Source organism: Staphylococcus sp. MB377, assembly GCF_001922505.1.
Taxonomy (GTDB): Bacteria; Bacillota; Bacilli; order Staphylococcales; family Staphylococcaceae; genus Staphylococcus; species Staphylococcus haemolyticus.
On sequence record NZ_MAON01000011.1, the window covers coordinates 202,907 to 220,973 of the forward strand.

Consider the following 18,067-nt stretch of genomic DNA (forward strand, 5'->3'; position numbering starts at 1 on the left):
AGGACTATTCTATGTATGAAAATGTTCGAAATTTGGAAAGGAGGTTTCTAGATGAATAACTCTGTTAAATATATAAAATTTATATTACCTCTAGTCATAGGCATACTTATAGCTGTGCTAGCCCCTTTCAGACCTGAATCATTAAGTCTGGATGCATAGCTAATGTTTGCTATATTCGTAGGTACCATTATCGGCTGTATCACACAACCTATGCCTATTGGTGCCGTATCGATCATAGGGTTCACACTAACCGTTTTAGTTGGTGTTATCGATACAAAGACTGCCGTTCAAGGTTTCGGTAATCCAAGTATTTGGTTGATTGCAATGGCATTCTTTATCTCTAGAGGATTCGTTAAAACTGGACTCGGCCGTCGTATCGCACTTCAGTTCGTAAGATTATTTGGAAAGAAGACACTCGGTCTAGCATACTCACTTGTCGGTGTGGATTTGATTTTAGCACCAGCAACACCTAGTAATACTGCTCGCGCAGGTGGGATTATGTTTCCAATCATTCAGTCGCTTTCTAAATCATTTGATTCTGATCCGAAACAAGGTACTGAGCGTAAGGTGGGGTCATTTTTAATATTCACTGAATTTCATGGCAACCTTATTACTGCCGCGATGTTCTTAACTGCAATGGCCGGTAACCCACTTGCTCAGAACTTAGCTGAGAAGACTGCACATGTTCACGTTACTTGGATGAACTGGTTCTTAGCAGCCATCGTTCCTGGCATTGTGTCACTTATCGTCATACCATTTATTATTTATAAAATGTATCCGCCAACAGTCAAAGAAACACCTGATGCGAAAGATTGGGCCGAAAATGAATTAGCTGATATGGGTTCAATTGCTAAAGCCGAAAAATTCATGATTGGTGTATTTATTATCGCATTACTACTTTGGTTAGTAGGTAGCTTTATTGGTGTAGACGCAACATTAACTGCGTTTATCGCATTATCTTTATTACTTATTACAGGCGTATTAGATTGGAAAGATATTTTAAATGAAACTGGCGCTTGGAATACATTAGTGTGGTTCTCAGTGTTAGTGATGATGGCAGATCAACTGAATCAATTAGGCTTTATTCCATGGTTAAGCCATACTATCGCAAACAGTATAGGCGGTCTAAGTTGGCCAGTCGTCCTTGTTATTCTAATAATCTTCTATTTCTATTCACATTATTTATTTGCCAGCTCAACCGCTCACGTCAGTGCAATGTACGCAGCATTACTTGGCGTAGCCGTTGCTGCAGGTGTACCACCGTTATTTAGTGCATTAATGCTTGGTTTCTTTGGTAACTTAATGGCCTCTACAACACACTACAGTAGTGGCCCTGCGCCTATTCTTTATGCAGCTGGTTACGTTAGTCAGAAACGTTGGTGGCTCATGAACCTAGCCTTAGGCATTGTGTACTTTGTAATCTGGCTCGGTTTAGGTTCATTATGGATGAAACTGATAGGATTGATGTAACTATATTAAGGGAGAGAAACTTGTACAAGTAAGAGTTTTTCTTTACGAAATTTTTCAGAATTTTCTATTTATTTTATAAACATTAACGATATAATGAATTTATCTAAATACTTATTACAGAATAAAAGTGATAACTATGAATGAACCTCAAGAAAGCACTCTAAAAGCCTTAGCGTTATGTATTAAGGCTAGTCAAATGGTAAATGAACATAATAATATAATTGATGAAGAAAATATCTATATTAGAGATAAAGTAATTAAAATTATACGTAGATATGCATTAATATATCGATTAGTTATTTTTATATTATTTTTCTTATTATTATCATCTATTTATTTAAAATTGAGATATGTACTACTTGGTTTAATAGTGTATATAATATATTTCATCAGAATTAAAAAATATTCTAAAAATAATCCTGCTTTTCTCAACTCTATGAAATACTCGTTTACACGTAATAGATTAATTCATAAAAATCATTTTACTTCTTCAATTAATAGAATTAATGAAGCCAATAAAGTTAAAAATGAAGTAGCAACTGTTTTAAATGAAATAGATATATAAACGTATTCCAGAGAAATATTGTAATACTTATACTACATCTAAAATGTATGATTATTTTCTTACATATCGTGCTGACAACATAAAAGAGGCAATTAACCTATTTGAGCTTGAAGAACATCAATCAAGATTAGAAGCCAAACAAGACTATATTATAAAGCCAAATGACCAAATACAAATTCAGATGTTTTAGCTTCTAGATACGCTGCTGAACTTGCTGCACGTGAATCTAGAAAAGCCAAAATCAGTGCTTCAAATGCAAGTTTAAACTCGTTCTTAAATTTATTAAAAAATAAGAAAATACAATTTTGTGGTGTGCAAATATGCACCTTACAATTATTAGCGCCGTCATTACCTTAATCGGTAATGGCGTTTTTTTGCGCACTCTTCATTTTCTTTCTTCCCAATCACATACCGTTCTTTTGAAAGACAGAGAGGTCTCTGAAGCAAATCGTAAAGTACGTTATGCAGCATCTGATGCTCACAAAGTACGTGAAAACATAGAACGTTTATAAAATAATAGAAGCCACTTATCTAGTTACATTGATAGATAAGTGGTTTTGTTTTATTCTTCATTATTTTCCAAAATAAGCGTGTCATGGTTACTTTTTAAATTTAAAAATTCTTCTTCTGTCAAATTTCTCTGACGTTTACTTACGCTATTATCGCTTTTTTTCAAATTACCTTTTGATATTTTTCCACTTGAAACCTTATTATTATGTCTACTTTTAAAGAAATAAAAATATTCATCTTCAATTTCTTTTAACATTTCTTTAGTATCCTCATCATTAACTCTACAATCATTTTTTAATACCGTCTCAATAAGATTTTTCCATACTAAATCATATCTTCTAAAGATGAATATAGGTTAGACTTTATTGCTTAAATCACCTTGAAGATATAATGCTATTCTTCTTAAAATAATACGAGCACCTAATAGTACCGTATTTACTTCTGTTTCAACTAGCTCTCTACCGAAGTTATTTTTTCCAAAACCTAATTTGGGTTCTTTCGAACGAAATGGAAAAATTTCAAGATTACACGTCTTTAATTTTTCAGCATTCTCTTTTACTGTATAATAATTCTCTTCTTTATCTAACTCTTTTTTTAGCTTTCGAAAAACTTTAGTATTCTCGTTATCACTTGTTAACAGAGGATAAAAATACTCGCCTAAATAATAAAACCTATTCGTTAATTTTTTTACACCCTCATTAATTCTTTGAAATTGGATTCATCTAATTTTATTAAGTTCAATAGCTTTTTACTTAACATTGAGCTTTCAGTATCCACAATATGCTCTTTAATTCTTTCGTCATTTGAATAGTTTGAGAATTTTGCACTTAAATCCCCAGTATCTGTGATTTCAAATTCATAAAAAAAATCTTCTAGATTTTCAGGTTCATTTTTATTATCCAAAATAGCAATATTAGGATTAAGTAAGCATTGAAAAATTGTTGATTTATCAATATCTCCATGTATTTGGTTTGGTAAATCATAATGTATATTTTTAGGAAATTGATTTCTATTATTTGTTTTTAAATATTTATTTTCTAACTCTTCTTATATAGCTAACCACGAAAAGTTTTCACTGTTGTAATTGAAATCACCAGTAAAATAACTAGATTCATTCTCTTTATCCATTATCTTTAAATAATTATTAATAAGATGTGTACCTCTCTCTTGTTCCCATGGATTGTATTTTTCCATAAATTCTTTTTTATTAAATATTGTATTATCTAATAAGATCTTTTCAAATTTCTTTTCCATTTGTCCTCGCCCCATTCCTAATAAGTGAGAATTCTACGATAACGTTTATGTTTAGTGATAGTCGTCTCATCACTTACATTTAATCATTTAACAAGGACAATATATGGGGTTATATTATTAATTCGTAATTCAGTGATTTCTGTCGTCTTTTTCTCTAAGTTTGCCTAAATTAACTATGCCTATAGTAAGTGGCGCATATAAAAACATTAATGCATATGACACATTAACACCCATTACAAAATAAAATATACAGAATGCCAATATACCCACTACTATTAATAAAATTTTATGCCAACGTTTATCTCCAAATTATGATTGTTTAGATGACATGTTATTTTTATCCTTTTCCAAATATTATTCTCTTTTATCTTATCAAATATCAAAGTCTTCCTAAATTACCCATCAATCTCAAATCCTAGATCTTCAATCATTTGATAATCGAGTTCATTCGGTTGTCCCCCTGTAATCAGATAATCACCTACAAAGATGGAATTGGCTGCTTTTAATGAGATGGCTTGTAAAGAACGTAAATGGACTTCACGCCCACCTGCAATACGTATTTCTTTAGATGGATTGATGAGTCGAAACATCGTGATAATTCTCAAACATTTCATCGGTGATAACAAATCGAGTCCGCCAAATTTTGTCCCTTTGATTGGATGTAAGAAATTAATCGGAATACTATCAGCGTCAATTTCCTTCAACGCAAATGCCATATCAATAATATCCTCATTCGTTTCCCCCATCCCACATATCACACCAGAACATGGTGAGATGTGATTCGCTTTCATGATTTCAACCGTACGTACACGATCTTCATATGTATGTGTCGTCACGACTTCGCTATGGTAACGTTCACTCGTATTTAAATTATGATTATAGCGATCTACACCCGCTTCTTTTAACTTCTCAGCTTGTGCTTCATTCGTTAACCCTAGACATGCACAAATTTTAAGTTGAGGATGCAACGCCTTAATATCATGAACCGTCTCACAGATATGATCAACCTCTCTATTTGTAGGCCCACGTCCACTCATAACAATACAATATGTGCCAATGTGATTCTCCGTCGCTACCTGTGCACCAGCTTTAATTTTGTCAGGTTCAACTAACGCATAGCGCTGTTTTTCTTTCATTTTCACCGATTGACCACAATAACCACAGTCTTCTGAACAAATTCCACTCTTCGCATTTAATATCATATTGAGTTTCACTTTTTTCCCGAAAAAGTGTTTCCGAATGATATATGCTTCATTTAATAATTCAAATGTATCAATCGTTTCATCTTCAAATAATGCTAAAGCTTCTTCTTTACTTAGTACGTCTTGATTTAAGATACGTTCTGCTAAATTTAATCTCATGTTGTTAAACTCCTTACTTTAAAAAATCCCGTAAAAACCTAAATGTAAACTTTATATATAAGTAAGTTTACATTAACAACGTGAAAAATTAAATATTTAGCTAGAAATTAACCAAAACAAAAGGCTGGAATGTATTAAAACATCCCAACCTGTATCAACATATTCTCCGTACTAGTCATCATTGCAAGGCAACCAAATCTTTTTAACACATTCGATTTATGCCTTGTGCCCTACTCTTCATCGTAATTTTTCTCTAATTTACGCAATTCATCGCGTGTTTTCTTCTGCAGACCTTCTCCGTAATCCATCATTTGAACGATGTCCTTAAACGCCGCATGTGGAATGGCAAGTTCATCTAATTCATCTGGATGTACATGTAAATCAATGTCATCTTCACGTCCTTCTGCCAATTTATGAACGAAGTCAGGTTCTGTGACAAATGGTGATGACATGCCAACCATATCAGCGTTATTTAAAGCATCTAGTGCTGTTTCAGGTGTATTAATACCACCACTCGCAATCAACGGCACACGTCCATTTAAATACTCATATACGACCTGATTGACGCGACGTCCATAATTATCGCCTGGTGTACGCGTCTTATTCTGATAAATATTGCGTCCCCAACTTGCGATAGCCAAATAATGAATATTTGCGACTTCCATGACCCAATCTAAATGTTGATTAAATTCATCAACTGTATAGCCTAAATCACTACCTCTTGTCTCTTCAGGTGTCGCTCTGTAACCGAATATGAAATCACTTGGTGCCTCTTCATCGATGACTTTTTGTACTGCCTGCATGACTTCTAAGCCAAAGCGTGCTCGATTCTCTAACGAATCTACACCATATTGATCATGTCGTTGATTGGAGAACTTAGAGAAGAAAGTTTGAATGAGTAAACGTTGTGCAACGGAGATTTCAACGCCATCAAATCCCGCTTGAATTGCTCGAGATGTTGCATCGGCATATTGTTGTATGACGTCATGAATTTTCTCCACCGACATTTCTAAAACGTCATGTTTAATTGGAGAGTGTAACGTCATTGGACTTGGGCCATAGACTTCCCCATAATTCTTAATCGCAGTATTTGAGAATCTTCCAGCATGTGCAAGTTGAATTATCGCTTTATGGCCATCTTGTTTCATAGCTTGAGCCACTTTTCTTAAACCGGGAATGCAGGCATCATCAGATATATTAAATCCATATTCAAACAACTGACCATATGGCTCAATATATGCTGCGCCAGTCACTTGCAATCCTGCTGAATCAGCACGACGTTTCGCATAACGTATATCTTCCTCTGTAATATGGCCTTCTTTAGTAGAAGAATTCGTCGTCATGGGCGAAAGGACAAATCGATTAGCTAATGTAATGCCATTAGGTAATGTTATAGGTTCTAGCAGTGGTGCGAATTTCGACATTTATGACATCCTCTTTCGTTCTTTATGTATTATTTTCAAAGTATCATGCTTTATGACATTACTCAATCGACTTGTTTGTGAACTGTTTGGACACCCCCTTTTCAGGAAAAGAAGAAAAGCATTAGAACATTTGTGTGACGTATAAACTAAATTCCTACAAAATTTCACTAAACACGTTAAAATGGTGGTGGGTATTATAATTAAGGGACTAAACAATTAACTTTGGAGATGAGCGTCAAGTGGATTTCAATATATTAGATTACGCCATGATTGATGAAGGCAAGAATGCGACACAAGCTTTACAAGATACCACAATACTTGCGAAACTCGCTGATGACTTAGGCTACAAGCGTTTCTGGTTAACAGAACATCATGATGTTCCAGCGTTTGCGAGTGGTAGTCCTGAACTCTTAATGATGCATTTGTTAGGGGAAACGAAGCGCATTAAGTTAGGCTCTGGTGGCGTCATGTTGCCTCACTATAGCCCGTTTAAAGTGGCCGAAAATTTCAAAATGCTAGAGGCACTCCATCCTGGTCGGGTTGACTTGGGTATCGGCAATAATCCAGGTACAGCGGTGGTCAAACGTGCAATGGATGAGGACAAACGTGACTATCTTGATTATTCACAAAGCATTGAAGATATTCGTCATTATTTGACGCGAGCACCAGAGGAACAACGTGTAGGACAAGTCATTAGTCAACCTCACCTATCACGTCATCCAGAAATGTGGCTCTTAAGTGCGAGTCAACGCTCAGCTAAATTAGCTGCTACACAAGGCATGGGCTACACCTTAGGAACATTCTTATTACCTAGCCAAGATAAGATTGATGCAGCTAAAGCGTCAGTAGAAACGTATCGTGAACACTTTCAACAAACTGCGTTAAACATGTCACCCACAGTCATGTTAACAACGTTTGCGATTGTAACGGACACTGAAGAAGAAGCGCAAGACCTACTACACGCTCTTGACGTATGGTTATTAGGGAAACGTCAATTTGCCGAGTTCGATCGCTTCCCATCTATCGAAACAGCAAGACAATACCACTTAAGTGACCGTGATAAACGTGTCATAACTCAGCACCGTGCACGTATCTTAGCTGGTACAATCGAGCAAGTGAAACCCCGCTTGGACGCAATGATCCAAGAATTTAAGGCCGATGAGGTCTTAGTCGTACCGCTATTACCAGACATCGATCAACGATGTCGAACGATTGAACACATAGCACAAGCGTATTTATAAATAGAGAAAGGATGAAATGAAATGGCTAAATTAGCTAATTATTTATATGTCGAAAAGGTAGGAAACCAATATATTTATCGCATGACACCTGAATTACAAGATGACGTAGGTACAGTAGGTTATGTAGAATTTATGGGACCAGACGACGTTAACGTCAATGATGAAATTGTAAGTATCGAAGCATCGAAAACTGTATTAGATGTGCAATCTCCACTTGCAGGTAAAATCGTCGAACGTAATACGAAAGCTGAAGATGAACCAGCGATTTTAAATTCTGAAAAACCAGAAGAAAATTGGTTAGTTAAATTAGAAAATGTAGATGAAGCAGCATACGACGCATTACCAGATCCAGATGAGGACTAAATGCCAGTGAACCAACAAGAACGCTTATCTTATCTTATTGAAACGATGTGGAAGGAACAATATGGCGACAAGCCTTTAGACTTCCCTCACACTGACACAGAACAATGGGAACTTTATCGAGGTTTAGCCAATGTGCGCCCTCCAAAGCCTGTCAGTTCTGAGTACTTAGGTATTCAAGATGCCTATTTATCTACATTAAACAACCAACAAGACATTACGCATATTGATGATTTAACGCCTGTTTCAGATGAGTCATTATATTTATGGCAAGGTGACATCACAACACTTGATATTGACGGTATCGTCAACGCAGCGAATAGCCGATTCTTAGGATGTATGCAAGCGAATCACGACTGCATAGATAACATTATTCATACCAAGGCTGGTGTACAGTTACGTTTAGATTGCGCTCATATAATTGAGCAACAAGGACGTAAAGAAGGTGTTGGTAAAGCAAAGATTACCTCTGCTTATAATTTACCAGCCAAGTATGTCATTCATACGGTTGGCCCGCAAATTCGTAAACAACCTGTATCTCAGATGAATAAAGATTTGCTTGCACGTTGTTATCGTAGCTGTCTAGCGCTTGCCGATGAAAAGGGGTTAAGACACTTAGCATTCTGTTGTATTTCAACAGGTGTCTTTGGATTCCCTCAAGATGAGGCAAGTCGTATAGCGATTGAAACGACACGTCAATATTTACATGAAACTGGCTCAGAGTTGAAAGTACTCTTTAATGTATTTACAGATAGAGATTTAGAACTATATGAGGAGGCTTTCAATGACAACAACAGATAACCCAACGCATAACGAGAATTGGATAGCGCTTGATAAGGCGCAACAACAAGACGCCACTCAAACGGATATCTTGGCACAAGCCATTGATGAAGCTGATGCCATTGTTGTTGGCATAGGCGCTGGTATGTCTGCTTCAGACGGTTTCACTTACATTGGTGAACGTTTTACGCAGAACTTTCCCGACTTTATTGAGAAATATAATTTCTTCGATATGTTGCAAGCGAGTTTGCACCCGTTTGATAGTTGGCAAGAATATTGGGCATTTGAAAGTCGTTTCGTGAAGTTGAACTACTTAGACCAACCTGTCGGCCCTTCTTACGTTGCACTTAAAAAGATACTTGAACACAAGGATTATCATATTATTACGACCAATGCAGATAATGCCTTTTTAGTGGCAGATTATGATTTAAATAAAGTATTCCATATTCAAGGAGAATACATTCTTTGGCAATGTAGCCAACACTGTCATGCACAAACATATCGTGATGATGATGCCATTCACGAAATGGTAGCCAAACAAGAAGACATGCAAATCCCATATGAGTTGATTCCACATTGCCCAAAATGTGATGCCCCTATGGAGATTAACAAACGTAAAGCACAAGTTGGCATGGTTGAAGATGCAGATTTCCATGCACAATTAGATCGCTACAATCATTTTCTAGATACTCATAAGAATGGCAAAGTGTTATATCTTGAAATTGGTATTGGTTATACAACACCACAATTTGTGAAACATCCTTTCCAACGTATGACGCGTCACAATCCCAATGCCGTGTTTATGACGTTAAACAAGAAAGCGTATCGTATCCCTAAATCAATTCAAGATAGAACCATTCATCTAACTGAAGATATAGCATCATTAATCATTAATGCACAAAGACAATTAACAACTTAGGAGACGAAAACATGTATTTAATAGAACCTATTCGTAATGGTAAATATATCGATGATGGCGCCGTAAACTTGGCGATGCAAGTATATATTAATAACAATATCTTTCTAGACGAAGATATATTACTTCCTTATTATTGCCAACCTAAAGTAGAAATCGGTCGTTTCCAGAATACAGCGGTTGAAATCAATCAAGACTACGTCGATGAGAACAACATTAAAGTCGTACGTCGTGATACAGGCGGTGGCGCAGTTTACGTCGACGATGGTGCCGTCAACGTATGTTGTATTTTAGAACAGGATACATCCATTTATGGTGATTTCCAACGCTTCTATCGCCCTGCTATTCAAGCGTTACATAATTTAGGCGCAACTGACGTCATTCAAAGTGGTCGTAATGATCTCGCTTTAAATGACAAGAAAATTTCAGGTGCTGCGATGACATTATTGAATAACCGTATTTATGGTGGTTATTCATTACTATTAGATGTCGATTACGACGCCATGGTCAACGTATTGAAACCAAACCGTAAGAAGATTGAATCTAAAGGCATCAAATCAGTACGTGCCCGCGTCGGTCAAATCCGCGATGCATTAGACTCTAAATATCAAGACATCACCATTCATGAATTCAAAGATCTCATGATTAAGCAAATTATGGGAATAGATGACATTAAAGATGCCAAACGCTATGAATTAACAGACGAAGATTGGGCTGGCATCGATCAATTAGTCGCTGAAAAGTATGATAATTGGGAATGGAACTATGGCCGTTCACCACGATATGAATACAATCGAAATGAGCGCTTTAGTTGTGGCACAATTGATATTTCCTTATCAATTGAACATAACCGTATTGCCGCTTGTCGTATTTATGGCGATTTCTTTGGTCAAGGTAACATTCACGATGTTGAAGAACATTTAATTGGTACGCGTATGGTCAAAGCTGACTTGATTGAACGTTTGAATGACATTGATTTAAAGTTCTACTTTGGCAATCTTAGCGTAGAAGAATTTGTGGCATTTATATTGAGTTAATTACAATAAAGTAATTTGAAGTCGCATTTTACACTTTCTGATATTGAAATATTTTAACAAGTTTCATAATACATTTAGTAAACATCAATCCCCTCACTATGCCAACTAGTGAGGGGATTTTTAATACCCAAACCCCAAACGACCACTAAAAAAACCTGAGCTTACGTATGTAAATCACATACATTAAGCCCAGGTTCAACTTATTTATTAAAATGTATTGAGTGTTATTGTATAACCATGTCAAAAGTCAATCACGTTTATTATTTTTTAATTAATGTACCAATTTTACCGTCTAGGGCATCTCCTAAATCTTCAAGAGATGTGATTAATACACTACCTTCCGGATTTTTCTCGATAAATTGTAATGCCGCTTCTACTTTAGGTAACATACTACCTTTTGCGAATTGACCGTCAGCAATATGTTGATTCATTTCATCCACTGTTACTTCACCTAAAGCTTCTTGATTATCTTTACCGTAATTAATATAAACATAATCTACTGCTGTTAAGATAATTAATTGATCTGATTTTAAGTGTGCTGCAAGTAAAGCACTTGTTTTATCTTTATCGATAACAGCATCGACGCCTTTATAGTTACCTTCTTCTTTAACAACTGGGATACCGCCACCACCAGCTGCAATAACTAATGTACCGTGTTTAATTAATGTTTCAATGCTATCTAGTTCTACAATGTTGATTGGCATTGGAGAAGGTACAACACGACGATAACCTCGTCCAGAGTCTTCTACGAATTTGTAACCTTTTTCTTCCATTGTTTGTTCCGCTTGTTCTTTTGTATAGAATAAGCCAATTGGTTTCGTAGGATTATTGAATGCTTGGTCATCACCAGCTACTTCAACTTGAGTCACTAATGTAACCACTTGTTTATCAATATTTAAAGCATGAAGTTCATTTAATAAACTTTCTTGCAGTTGATAACCAATATAAGCTTGACTCATTGCGCCACATTCTGGGAATGGAAACGCTGGTCCTTGACCATTTTCAGCTGCATAATTTAATCCTAAATTAATACTGCCGACTTGTGGTCCATTACCATGGCTGATTACAACTTCATAACCTTTTTGGATTAAGCTAACTAATGATTTAGCTGTTCCTTTAACTAATTCTAATTGCTCTTCAGGTGATTGTCCTAAAGCGTTACCACCTAAAGCCACTACGATTTTAGACATAGGTAGGTCTCCCTTCAATTATTCTCCTAAAGTTGCAACCATTACAGCTTTAATAGTGTGTGCTCTATTTTCAGCTTCTTGGAAGACAACAGATTGTTCACTTTCAAAGACTTCGTCAGCAACTTCCATTTCAGTTAAGCCATATTTTTCTTGGATTTCTTTACCAATTTTAGTTTCAGTATCGTGGAATGATGGTAAGCAGTGTTCAAAGATGGCACGTGGGTTACCAGTTTTTTCCATCATTTCTTTAGTTACACGATATGGTTCTAATAACTTGATACGTTTTTCCCAAACTTCGTCAGGTTCACCCATTGATACCCAAACGTCTGTGTAGATAACGTCTGATCCTTTAACACCTTCATCGATGTCATCAGTTACTAAGATTTCGCCACCATTTTTAGCTGCGATTTCTTTACAACGGTTTAATAACTCATCAGTTGGATTTAATTCTTTAGGGCAAACTAAGTGGAAAGTCATTCCCATGATAGCTGCACCTTGCATTAATGCATTTGCTACATTGTTACGTCCATCTCCAACATATGTGAAGTTGATTTCATGGTAAGGTTTTTTCAATACTTCTTTTGCTGTTAAAAAGTCAGCAAGTACTTGAGTTGGATGATCTTCATCTGTTAAGCCGTTCCACACAGGCACACCTGAATATTTCGCTAATTCTTCAACAGTACGTTGTGAGAAGCCGCGGTATTCGATTCCATCATACATACCACCTAATACACGAGCAGTATCTTTTGCAGATTCTTTTTTACCCATTTGGCTTCCAGTTGGTCCAAGATATGTCACGTGAGCACCTTGATCATATGCTGCAGTTTCAAACGCACAACGTGTACGAGTAGAATCTTTTTCAAAAATTAATGCGATGTTTTTACCTTTAAGTTTTTGCTGTTCTATACCGGCGTATTTCGCACGTTTTAAATCCTCTGATAGATTTAGTAAAAACTCAACCTCTTTTTGTGAAAAGTCTAATAGTGTTAAAAAACTTCTGTTTCTTAAATTTTGCATCTTGTACAACTCCTTTGTGATATCTTTCACATGTATTGTAAGCGATTGCAAAATATAATACAACACTTTTCAAATAACTTTATAAATTATTTATGTATAATTGACAAAATGTTTACAATAACATGTTTTTTGATATATTTACAATTTTTAGCGCTATAATGAAAGTGATTACTATGATTTTCATGATTTTATTATTACACATAAAATGGCATTATTAAACTTATTTAGTAAATAATTTCTTTTAGGGATTTATATACCAAAAACCTTCTTTGTAATGACAATACAAAGAAGGTTTATTTTTAATACTATGCGTCTTTAGCACCTCGATCAATCATATTTTGTTTAGTAACAATTGGATATTTCTTAAATACGAGTGAACCAATCCAACCTGCAAGTCCACCAACGATAGCCATGACAACGCCATAAATAACGACTGTCATTGGATTGTTAAAACCAAACATTACAAGAAATCCAGCAATTGGTGTTGCTGTACCTGTCGCATCATTGATCATGTCAGATAATGCGATTATTGAACCTGCAACTGCTCCACCAAAGAAATTCGTTATGTAAATTGGAATTGGGTTAGCTGACACTATATCTGCTTGTGACAAAGGTTCTATACTTACTGAAATCGTTGACTTGCGATCACCTAATTTTAAACGATGGAATAATGTACCGTTCATAAATGCTGAACTAAATGCTGCCATTGCCCCGATTGCCATAGGTATACCTGTTAGTCCTAACAAAGCTGTCAATGCCATTGAACTTAATGGCGCAGTACCAACAACTGTAATAATACCGCCAAGAACGATACCCATAAATATTGGATTCGTATCTGTACTACTTTGAATAATGTCACCAATTTTTAAAAGTGTATTATTAACGACTGGCGTTAAACCTGCTGCAATCAATCTTGCAAGTGGCGCAAGTAGAACTACTGAACCAATCAAATCAACACCATCTGGAACATATTTCTCTGTATACTTCATAACGTAACCGATAAGGTAACCTGCGAAGAAACCTGGTAAGAGATCCATACCACCACAGGCAGCACCAATAACTAGTGCATAGACTGGAGATACACCAATCGCAAGCGCAGTTAATCCGGCTGCAGCAACACCGCCAAGACCTCCCGCAGCATCCCCTAATTCTTCCAGAAATTTGATTCCGAATACTTCTCCACCAACATACTTGTTGAATGCTTCGACTAAGAATGTCGCAATAGCCGCGTTTGCCAGTGCTCCCATCGCACGCATTCCGTTAGGCGCTTTATACGTAAATAATGTAAAAATAATAAGAACTAAAATTAAGAATAAAGTACCAATAAGTAAATCCATAAAATTTTTCCATCCCCTTGTAGATAATAAAAAAATGAGAATATAAGTTAACTGTTTTAGACGTTTAAAGTTATCTTTTATCCTCGTTTGGTGACTATTTTACTAAAAAAACAAATTATATTCCACGGAATTTATTATTTTTTATGTAAAAAGCAAAATTAATACTATGCAGAAGAATATATACGAATTTCGCATTTAATATTATTATTTGGTAATTGGAATGACTTTTTATTTATTATTAGCGTAGCACAATTTTAAGTAGATTACTTTTGATTTTAATAAAGTTAATATTTTTATTATTTTTTAAAAAATAATTTTATTTTAATTTGACTAGGTATTTATTAAAAGTAAATACATAATTGATGTATTTGTTTTGGGGTAATCATTGCATTAGTAATTTCTTATGTGTTGAATTACATGTTCTTTTCTTTTCAATTTAGATTGAATTACTCACACTTCCTTAAATTATAGAGTACATTTATGAATCACTAATGATCCCATGCCGATAAAATGTATCCTTAATATACATTTTATTAAAAGCCAATAATTGTATTTTCCCAAAACGCCAATATGGCCGTTAAAGCACTTATAGTTCTCCCAATGCTATAAGTGCTTTTGCTATGTATAAAACAAGGGAATGAAACTGAATTCAAGTTAAATTCTGTCCCACTCCCCCTATAACTATTTCTAGCAAAGGAGTCAAAATATATTTAGCAGTCTTATTTAAAGAATTTGTCTACTATCGTTTTAGACGCTATGCCCTTTTCAAAGGTACAGAAACGATTGTAAAAGGCTTTATATTTCTCTCTATATTCTTCTTGTATGTCATCAATATTTTTTATTGCTTCGATTAAGCCATCATTTGTTTTAATTAGTGGACCTGGTGCTTCTTTTTCAAAATCAAAATAAAAGCCAAGTAATCTGTTCTTATAAAATTCTAAATCATAGGTGAAGAATAATAATGGTTTCTTTGTATTTTCAAAATCAAACATGACTGACGAATAGTCTGTGATGCATATATCTGTAATTAAGTATAGATCACTGATTTCAGGATTATTTGGTACCATCGACGACAAAATCATTTAGCGATTCACTTAAATTTAACGCGTTACTAATAATAATATGTGGGCGTAAAATGAGAATATATTCATCCCCAATACTTTCCTTCAATCTTTGTAAGTCAAGTTTTAGATTGATGATGTGTTTTTTGGCTTTATTAATTTCATCATCTCTAAATGTCGGTGCGTATAAAATGATTTTTTTATTACTTTCAATACCTAGTTGAGCTTTATATGATTTTTCACCAATTACCCACACTTTTTGATTTTCCTTTTTTAAGAAGTTGGGACGTTTTGATCTTTTTAACTCATCCACATATGTTAAGTAACTATCGATGTCATACGTATTAATTCTAAAAGATAAATTACGACCTTTCATCGTGAAATAAGGTGTAAGTGACACTATATTACCGTTAAACTCAGTAATAATTTCACCTTTTAATAGCTTTTCCGCCATTATTCTAGGATTTCCGATTTTTATTCTTAAATTCTCCGATGATTCTAGTACTTTAATACTTAAGTAAATATCTATAATATCCTCATTTTTGTATTCATACTTCATGAATTCTATCAAATCTTTATAAATATCTACCGAAAAATTATAAGTAGATGCATTTTTCGTCTTTCCAATTTCTTCATGATTGATATTTACGAATGTTTCTCTGTCAGTCAGCCTCGTTTTTATCAATAGTTGCACAGTTTCTAATGTGAAATTCAGTATCGGAAACTGACCTTTTATACACGCTGCAGTGTTGTTTATTTTAATATTATCAATATGTCTTCTTGAAAAATATGTTTTATTAAATCAACCTCATCCAATGATAAATGTAAATCCCCATTAGTGTCTTCCACATCTATTGAATTAAATTCGTTTTTTATGTAGAGCTTTTCAATCTTATTAATAGGATTCTCAAAATAGATATGTAGTATTGATCCATCTTGTTTAATAGTTTGCAATTAAACCCCTTCTTTCAGCTAAAATCAAATTCCCATAATATTACAGCTATTTTTTATTATTTTTTTAATTATTTATAAATACATCTACTTTCGAACAGTAATATACGTTACAATATAAATGTAATATTTAATAGTAACTAAAATATATATAAATCTTTATTTATTATATTGTAATACATGTGATTACTTTTAATGTTTTTATAAATATAATTTTTTATATTTACTACAATTTAAAGGGGTTAGTAAAGTGAAAAAGTTAATTTTAATTTTCAACAGTGTCTTATGTTTAATGTTTTTAATTAAATATAGACAACTTAAGAAAGATCACCATTTTTACTTAACAAACATTGAATCTGAAGATGATAAATTGAATGAAATGGGCATGTATAAAGATAAAGATGGAAATATTTATCCAATAGAAGAGGCAATTGAATGAATCAAACAGTTTAATTAATCTTACTTATACATAACTAAGTTTTGAAATTATTAACTTTTATTCCAATAAAAAAGAGAGTTGAACAGAATTCATATTGAATTCGTTGTTCAACCCCCGCAAGGATGACTAGAGCTGAGAAAAGTTTAATTTAAGTGACTTCTCAGTCCATTCAGCTACTGCGAATTTGTAAAATAGCACCAATATATTTTTTATTCCCAAGCCTTATTGTAATTTATTCAGGTCTAGGGTTACGTTTCATTTTTACGTATTGAGAAATACTGTACAATACGATACCGAACCAAATGAGCGCAAATGTAACCAATTGTTGCGCATCAAAATGTTCTTTAAAGGCGAAGATACCTAAGAAGAACATGATTGTTGGACCAACGTATTGAATGAATCCTGTTAGAGATAACGGAATACGTTTGGCACCCGCTGAGAATAAGATTAATGGAATGGCAGTTACTGCACCTGAGAACATTAACCAGAATGTGTCCATATTCAAACCTACTGATGATGTTCCAGTATTCCATAAATAAATCATATATATTAATCCGGCTGGCGCTGTAACGATACATTCAATTGCAATACTGCTAATGGCTTCAATTTTAACAATCTTCTTCAACAAGCCATAAATACCGAATGAGAATGCTAACATTAATGAGATGACTGGGAATTCTCCAACGCGAATCGTCATATACAGAACTCCGATTGTCGCAAAGATGATTGCTAGCGTTTCAAATTTATTGAATCTCTCTTTTAGGAAAATGAACGCCAATAATATACTTACTAATGGGTTAATATAATAACCTAAACTAGATTGTAGTACGTGTCCATTTGACACAGCCCAGATGAACGTTCCCCAGTTGATTGTGATCACATAACCAGCAATAATAATGACGATTAGTTCAATTGGATGTGAGAATAAATGTTTTAAATCACGTTTGAACGTTTGTGATTTCTTTAAAACTACGATCATTAGTATCATAAAGATCATAGATAATACAATGCGGTAAGCTAAAATTTCAAATGTACTAACCCCACCAATTAATTTCCAATAAATTGGCAAGATACCCCATAATACATAAGCACCTAACGCATATAGAATCCCTTTTTTAAATTCAGTATCGGAATTCATCCTAACCCTCCTTACG

Annotated in this window: 19 protein-coding genes and 1 pseudogene; 9 read left to right on the forward strand and 11 right to left on the reverse strand. The window is 34.4% G+C overall.

Going from position 1 to position 18,067, the window contains the following annotated elements; genetic code table 11:
• Positions 1-51 precede the first annotated feature (51 nt).
• Both BB045_RS02975 and BB045_RS02980 read left to right on the forward strand, forming a co-directional pair.
• Positions 52-1,470, forward strand: a pseudogene (locus BB045_RS02975) (anion permease).
• Positions 1,471-1,606: 136 nt separating this feature from the next.
• The gene (locus BB045_RS02980) at positions 1,607-2,035 is read left to right on the forward strand and encodes a hypothetical protein (RefSeq protein ID WP_070581094.1); all 429 of its coding nucleotides are present in this window, start codon (positions 1,607-1,609) and stop codon (positions 2,033-2,035) included.
• A gap of 562 nt (positions 2,036-2,597) precedes the next feature.
• Here the strand turns inward: BB045_RS02980 and BB045_RS02990 are convergent.
• The 4 genes from BB045_RS02990 to BB045_RS03005 form a co-directional block, all read right to left on the reverse strand.
• On the reverse strand, positions 2,598-2,801 hold the full coding sequence (locus tag BB045_RS02990; RefSeq protein WP_053036127.1) for a hypothetical protein: 204 nt from the start codon (positions 2,799-2,801) through the stop codon (positions 2,598-2,600).
• Positions 2,802-3,592: 791 nt separating this feature from the next.
• Entirely contained in the window at positions 3,593-3,799 is a 207-nt protein-coding gene (locus BB045_RS02995; RefSeq protein WP_070581097.1) for a hypothetical protein, read from the reverse strand.
• Between the two features lie 395 nt (positions 3,800-4,194).
• Positions 4,195-5,160 (reverse strand): biotin synthase BioB, encoded by a 966-nt coding sequence (bioB, locus tag BB045_RS03000; RefSeq protein ID WP_053036131.1) that lies wholly within the window; start codon positions 5,158-5,160, stop codon positions 4,195-4,197.
• Between the two features lie 230 nt (positions 5,161-5,390).
• A complete protein-coding gene (locus BB045_RS03005) occupies positions 5,391-6,584 on the reverse strand; it encodes an NADH-dependent flavin oxidoreductase (RefSeq protein WP_053036132.1) in 1,194 nt (397 codons plus the stop codon).
• A gap of 239 nt (positions 6,585-6,823) precedes the next feature.
• On the opposite strand from BB045_RS03005, the gene BB045_RS03010 reads away from it, so the two are divergent.
• The 5 genes from BB045_RS03010 to lplA are packed head-to-tail and all read left to right on the forward strand — an operon-like array spanning position 6,824 to position 10,918.
• On the forward strand, positions 6,824-7,825 hold the full coding sequence (locus BB045_RS03010; protein ID WP_075140461.1) for an LLM class flavin-dependent oxidoreductase: 1,002 nt from the start codon (positions 6,824-6,826) through the stop codon (positions 7,823-7,825).
• A 21-nt stretch (positions 7,826-7,846) separates the two neighbouring features.
• Positions 7,847-8,188: a glycine cleavage system H family protein gene (locus tag BB045_RS03015; RefSeq protein ID WP_011274595.1), complete on the forward strand. Its 342-nt coding sequence runs from the start codon at positions 7,847-7,849 to the stop codon at positions 8,186-8,188.
• Positions 8,189-8,986 (forward strand): protein-ADP-ribose hydrolase, encoded by a 798-nt coding sequence (locus BB045_RS03020; RefSeq protein ID WP_070581098.1) that lies wholly within the window; start codon positions 8,189-8,191, stop codon positions 8,984-8,986. It abuts the gene before it with no gap.
• Positions 8,970-9,884, forward strand: coding sequence for an SIR2 family NAD-dependent protein deacylase (locus BB045_RS03025; protein ID WP_070581099.1), 915 nt, complete (start codon positions 8,970-8,972; stop codon positions 9,882-9,884). The genes BB045_RS03020 and BB045_RS03025 overlap by 17 nt, the downstream gene beginning before the upstream one ends.
• A gap of 11 nt (positions 9,885-9,895) precedes the next feature.
• On the forward strand, positions 9,896-10,918 hold the full coding sequence (gene lplA / locus BB045_RS03030; RefSeq protein ID WP_053036139.1) for a lipoate--protein ligase: 1,023 nt from the start codon (positions 9,896-9,898) through the stop codon (positions 10,916-10,918).
• A gap of 260 nt (positions 10,919-11,178) precedes the next feature.
• Here the strand turns inward: lplA and arcC are convergent, their stop codons facing one another.
• The 3 genes from arcC to BB045_RS03045 all read right to left on the reverse strand — a co-directional run bounded on the left by arcC (position 11,179) and on the right by BB045_RS03045 (position 14,432).
• The gene (gene arcC, locus BB045_RS03035; protein WP_016930574.1) at positions 11,179-12,108 is read right to left on the reverse strand and encodes a carbamate kinase; all 930 of its coding nucleotides are present in this window, start codon (positions 12,106-12,108) and stop codon (positions 11,179-11,181) included.
• Positions 12,109-12,126: 18 nt separating this feature from the next.
• Positions 12,127-13,125 carry an ornithine carbamoyltransferase gene (gene argF, locus BB045_RS03040; protein WP_011274587.1) on the reverse strand — a complete coding sequence of 333 codons (999 nt, stop codon included), beginning with the start codon at positions 13,123-13,125 and terminating at the stop codon, positions 12,127-12,129.
• 305 nt (positions 13,126-13,430) lie between these two features.
• Positions 13,431-14,432 carry a PTS sugar transporter subunit IIC gene (locus BB045_RS03045; protein WP_371091978.1) on the reverse strand — a complete coding sequence of 334 codons (1,002 nt, stop codon included), beginning with the start codon at positions 14,430-14,432 and terminating at the stop codon, positions 13,431-13,433.
• Here BB045_RS03045 and BB045_RS12520 point away from each other — a divergent pair.
• Positions 14,371-14,508, forward strand: coding sequence for a hypothetical protein (locus BB045_RS12520; protein WP_370591667.1), 138 nt, complete (start codon positions 14,371-14,373; stop codon positions 14,506-14,508). The two genes, BB045_RS03045 and BB045_RS12520, sit on opposite strands and share 62 nt — an antisense overlap.
• A 673-nt stretch (positions 14,509-15,181) precedes the next feature.
• Here the strand turns inward: BB045_RS12520 and BB045_RS12280 are convergent.
• The 3 genes from BB045_RS12280 to BB045_RS12290 are packed head-to-tail and all read right to left on the reverse strand — an operon-like array spanning position 15,182 to position 16,477.
• Entirely contained in the window at positions 15,182-15,544 is a 363-nt protein-coding gene (locus BB045_RS12280) for a CDP-glycerol glycerophosphotransferase family protein (protein WP_256722950.1), read from the reverse strand.
• Positions 15,516-16,295 (reverse strand): CDP-glycerol glycerophosphotransferase family protein, encoded by a 780-nt coding sequence (locus BB045_RS12285; RefSeq protein WP_305954602.1) that lies wholly within the window; start codon positions 16,293-16,295, stop codon positions 15,516-15,518. The genes BB045_RS12280 and BB045_RS12285 overlap by 29 nt, the downstream gene beginning before the upstream one ends.
• Positions 16,277-16,477 carry a hypothetical protein gene (locus BB045_RS12290; protein WP_053036148.1) on the reverse strand — a complete coding sequence of 67 codons (201 nt, stop codon included), beginning with the start codon at positions 16,475-16,477 and terminating at the stop codon, positions 16,277-16,279. Before BB045_RS12290 ends, BB045_RS12285 begins: the two co-directional genes overlap by 19 nt.
• Positions 16,478-16,724: 247 nt before the next feature.
• Here BB045_RS12290 and BB045_RS03065 point away from each other — a divergent pair, with 247 nt between their 5' ends.
• Positions 16,725-16,913: a hypothetical protein gene (locus BB045_RS03065; protein ID WP_037550807.1), complete on the forward strand. Its 189-nt coding sequence runs from the start codon at positions 16,725-16,727 to the stop codon at positions 16,911-16,913.
• A gap of 232 nt (positions 16,914-17,145) precedes the next feature.
• On the opposite strand, the gene rarD is transcribed toward BB045_RS03065, so the two are convergent.
• The gene (rarD, locus tag BB045_RS03070) at positions 17,146-18,051 is read right to left on the reverse strand and encodes an EamA family transporter RarD (protein ID WP_053036150.1); all 906 of its coding nucleotides are present in this window, start codon (positions 18,049-18,051) and stop codon (positions 17,146-17,148) included.
• Positions 18,052-18,067: the final 16 nt, after the last annotated feature.

Excerpts from the sequence above, each read along its gene's own strand:
- BB045_RS02980 (WP_070581094.1), top strand. The coding sequence starts at position 1,607 with ATGAATGAACCTCAAGAAAGCACTCTAAAAGCCTTAGCGTTATGTATT.
- BB045_RS02990 (WP_053036127.1), bottom strand. The coding sequence starts at position 2,801 with ATGTTAAAAGAAATTGAAGATGAATATTTTTATTTCTTTAAAAGTAGA.
- BB045_RS02995 (WP_070581097.1), bottom strand. The coding sequence starts at position 3,799 with ATGGAAAAGAAATTTGAAAAGATCTTATTAGATAATACAATATTTAAT.
- bioB (WP_053036131.1), bottom strand. The coding sequence starts at position 5,160 with ATGAGATTAAATTTAGCAGAACGTATCTTAAATCAAGACGTACTAAGT.
- BB045_RS03005 (WP_053036132.1), bottom strand. The coding sequence starts at position 6,584 with ATGTCGAAATTCGCACCACTGCTAGAACCTATAACATTACCTAATGGC.
- BB045_RS03015 (WP_011274595.1), top strand. The coding sequence starts at position 7,847 with ATGGCTAAATTAGCTAATTATTTATATGTCGAAAAGGTAGGAAACCAA.
- BB045_RS03020 (WP_070581098.1), top strand. The coding sequence starts at position 8,189 with ATGCCAGTGAACCAACAAGAACGCTTATCTTATCTTATTGAAACGATG.
- BB045_RS03025 (WP_070581099.1), top strand. The coding sequence starts at position 8,970 with ATGACAACAACAGATAACCCAACGCATAACGAGAATTGGATAGCGCTT.
- lplA (WP_053036139.1), top strand. The coding sequence starts at position 9,896 with ATGTATTTAATAGAACCTATTCGTAATGGTAAATATATCGATGATGGC.
- arcC (WP_016930574.1), bottom strand. The coding sequence starts at position 12,108 with ATGTCTAAAATCGTAGTGGCTTTAGGTGGTAACGCTTTAGGACAATCA.
- argF (WP_011274587.1), bottom strand. The coding sequence starts at position 13,125 with ATGCAAAATTTAAGAAACAGAAGTTTTTTAACACTATTAGACTTTTCA.
- BB045_RS12280 (WP_256722950.1), bottom strand. The coding sequence starts at position 15,544 with ATGATTTTGTCGTCGATGGTACCAAATAATCCTGAAATCAGTGATCTA.
- rarD (WP_053036150.1), bottom strand. The coding sequence starts at position 18,051 with ATGAATTCCGATACTGAATTTAAAAAAGGGATTCTATATGCGTTAGGT.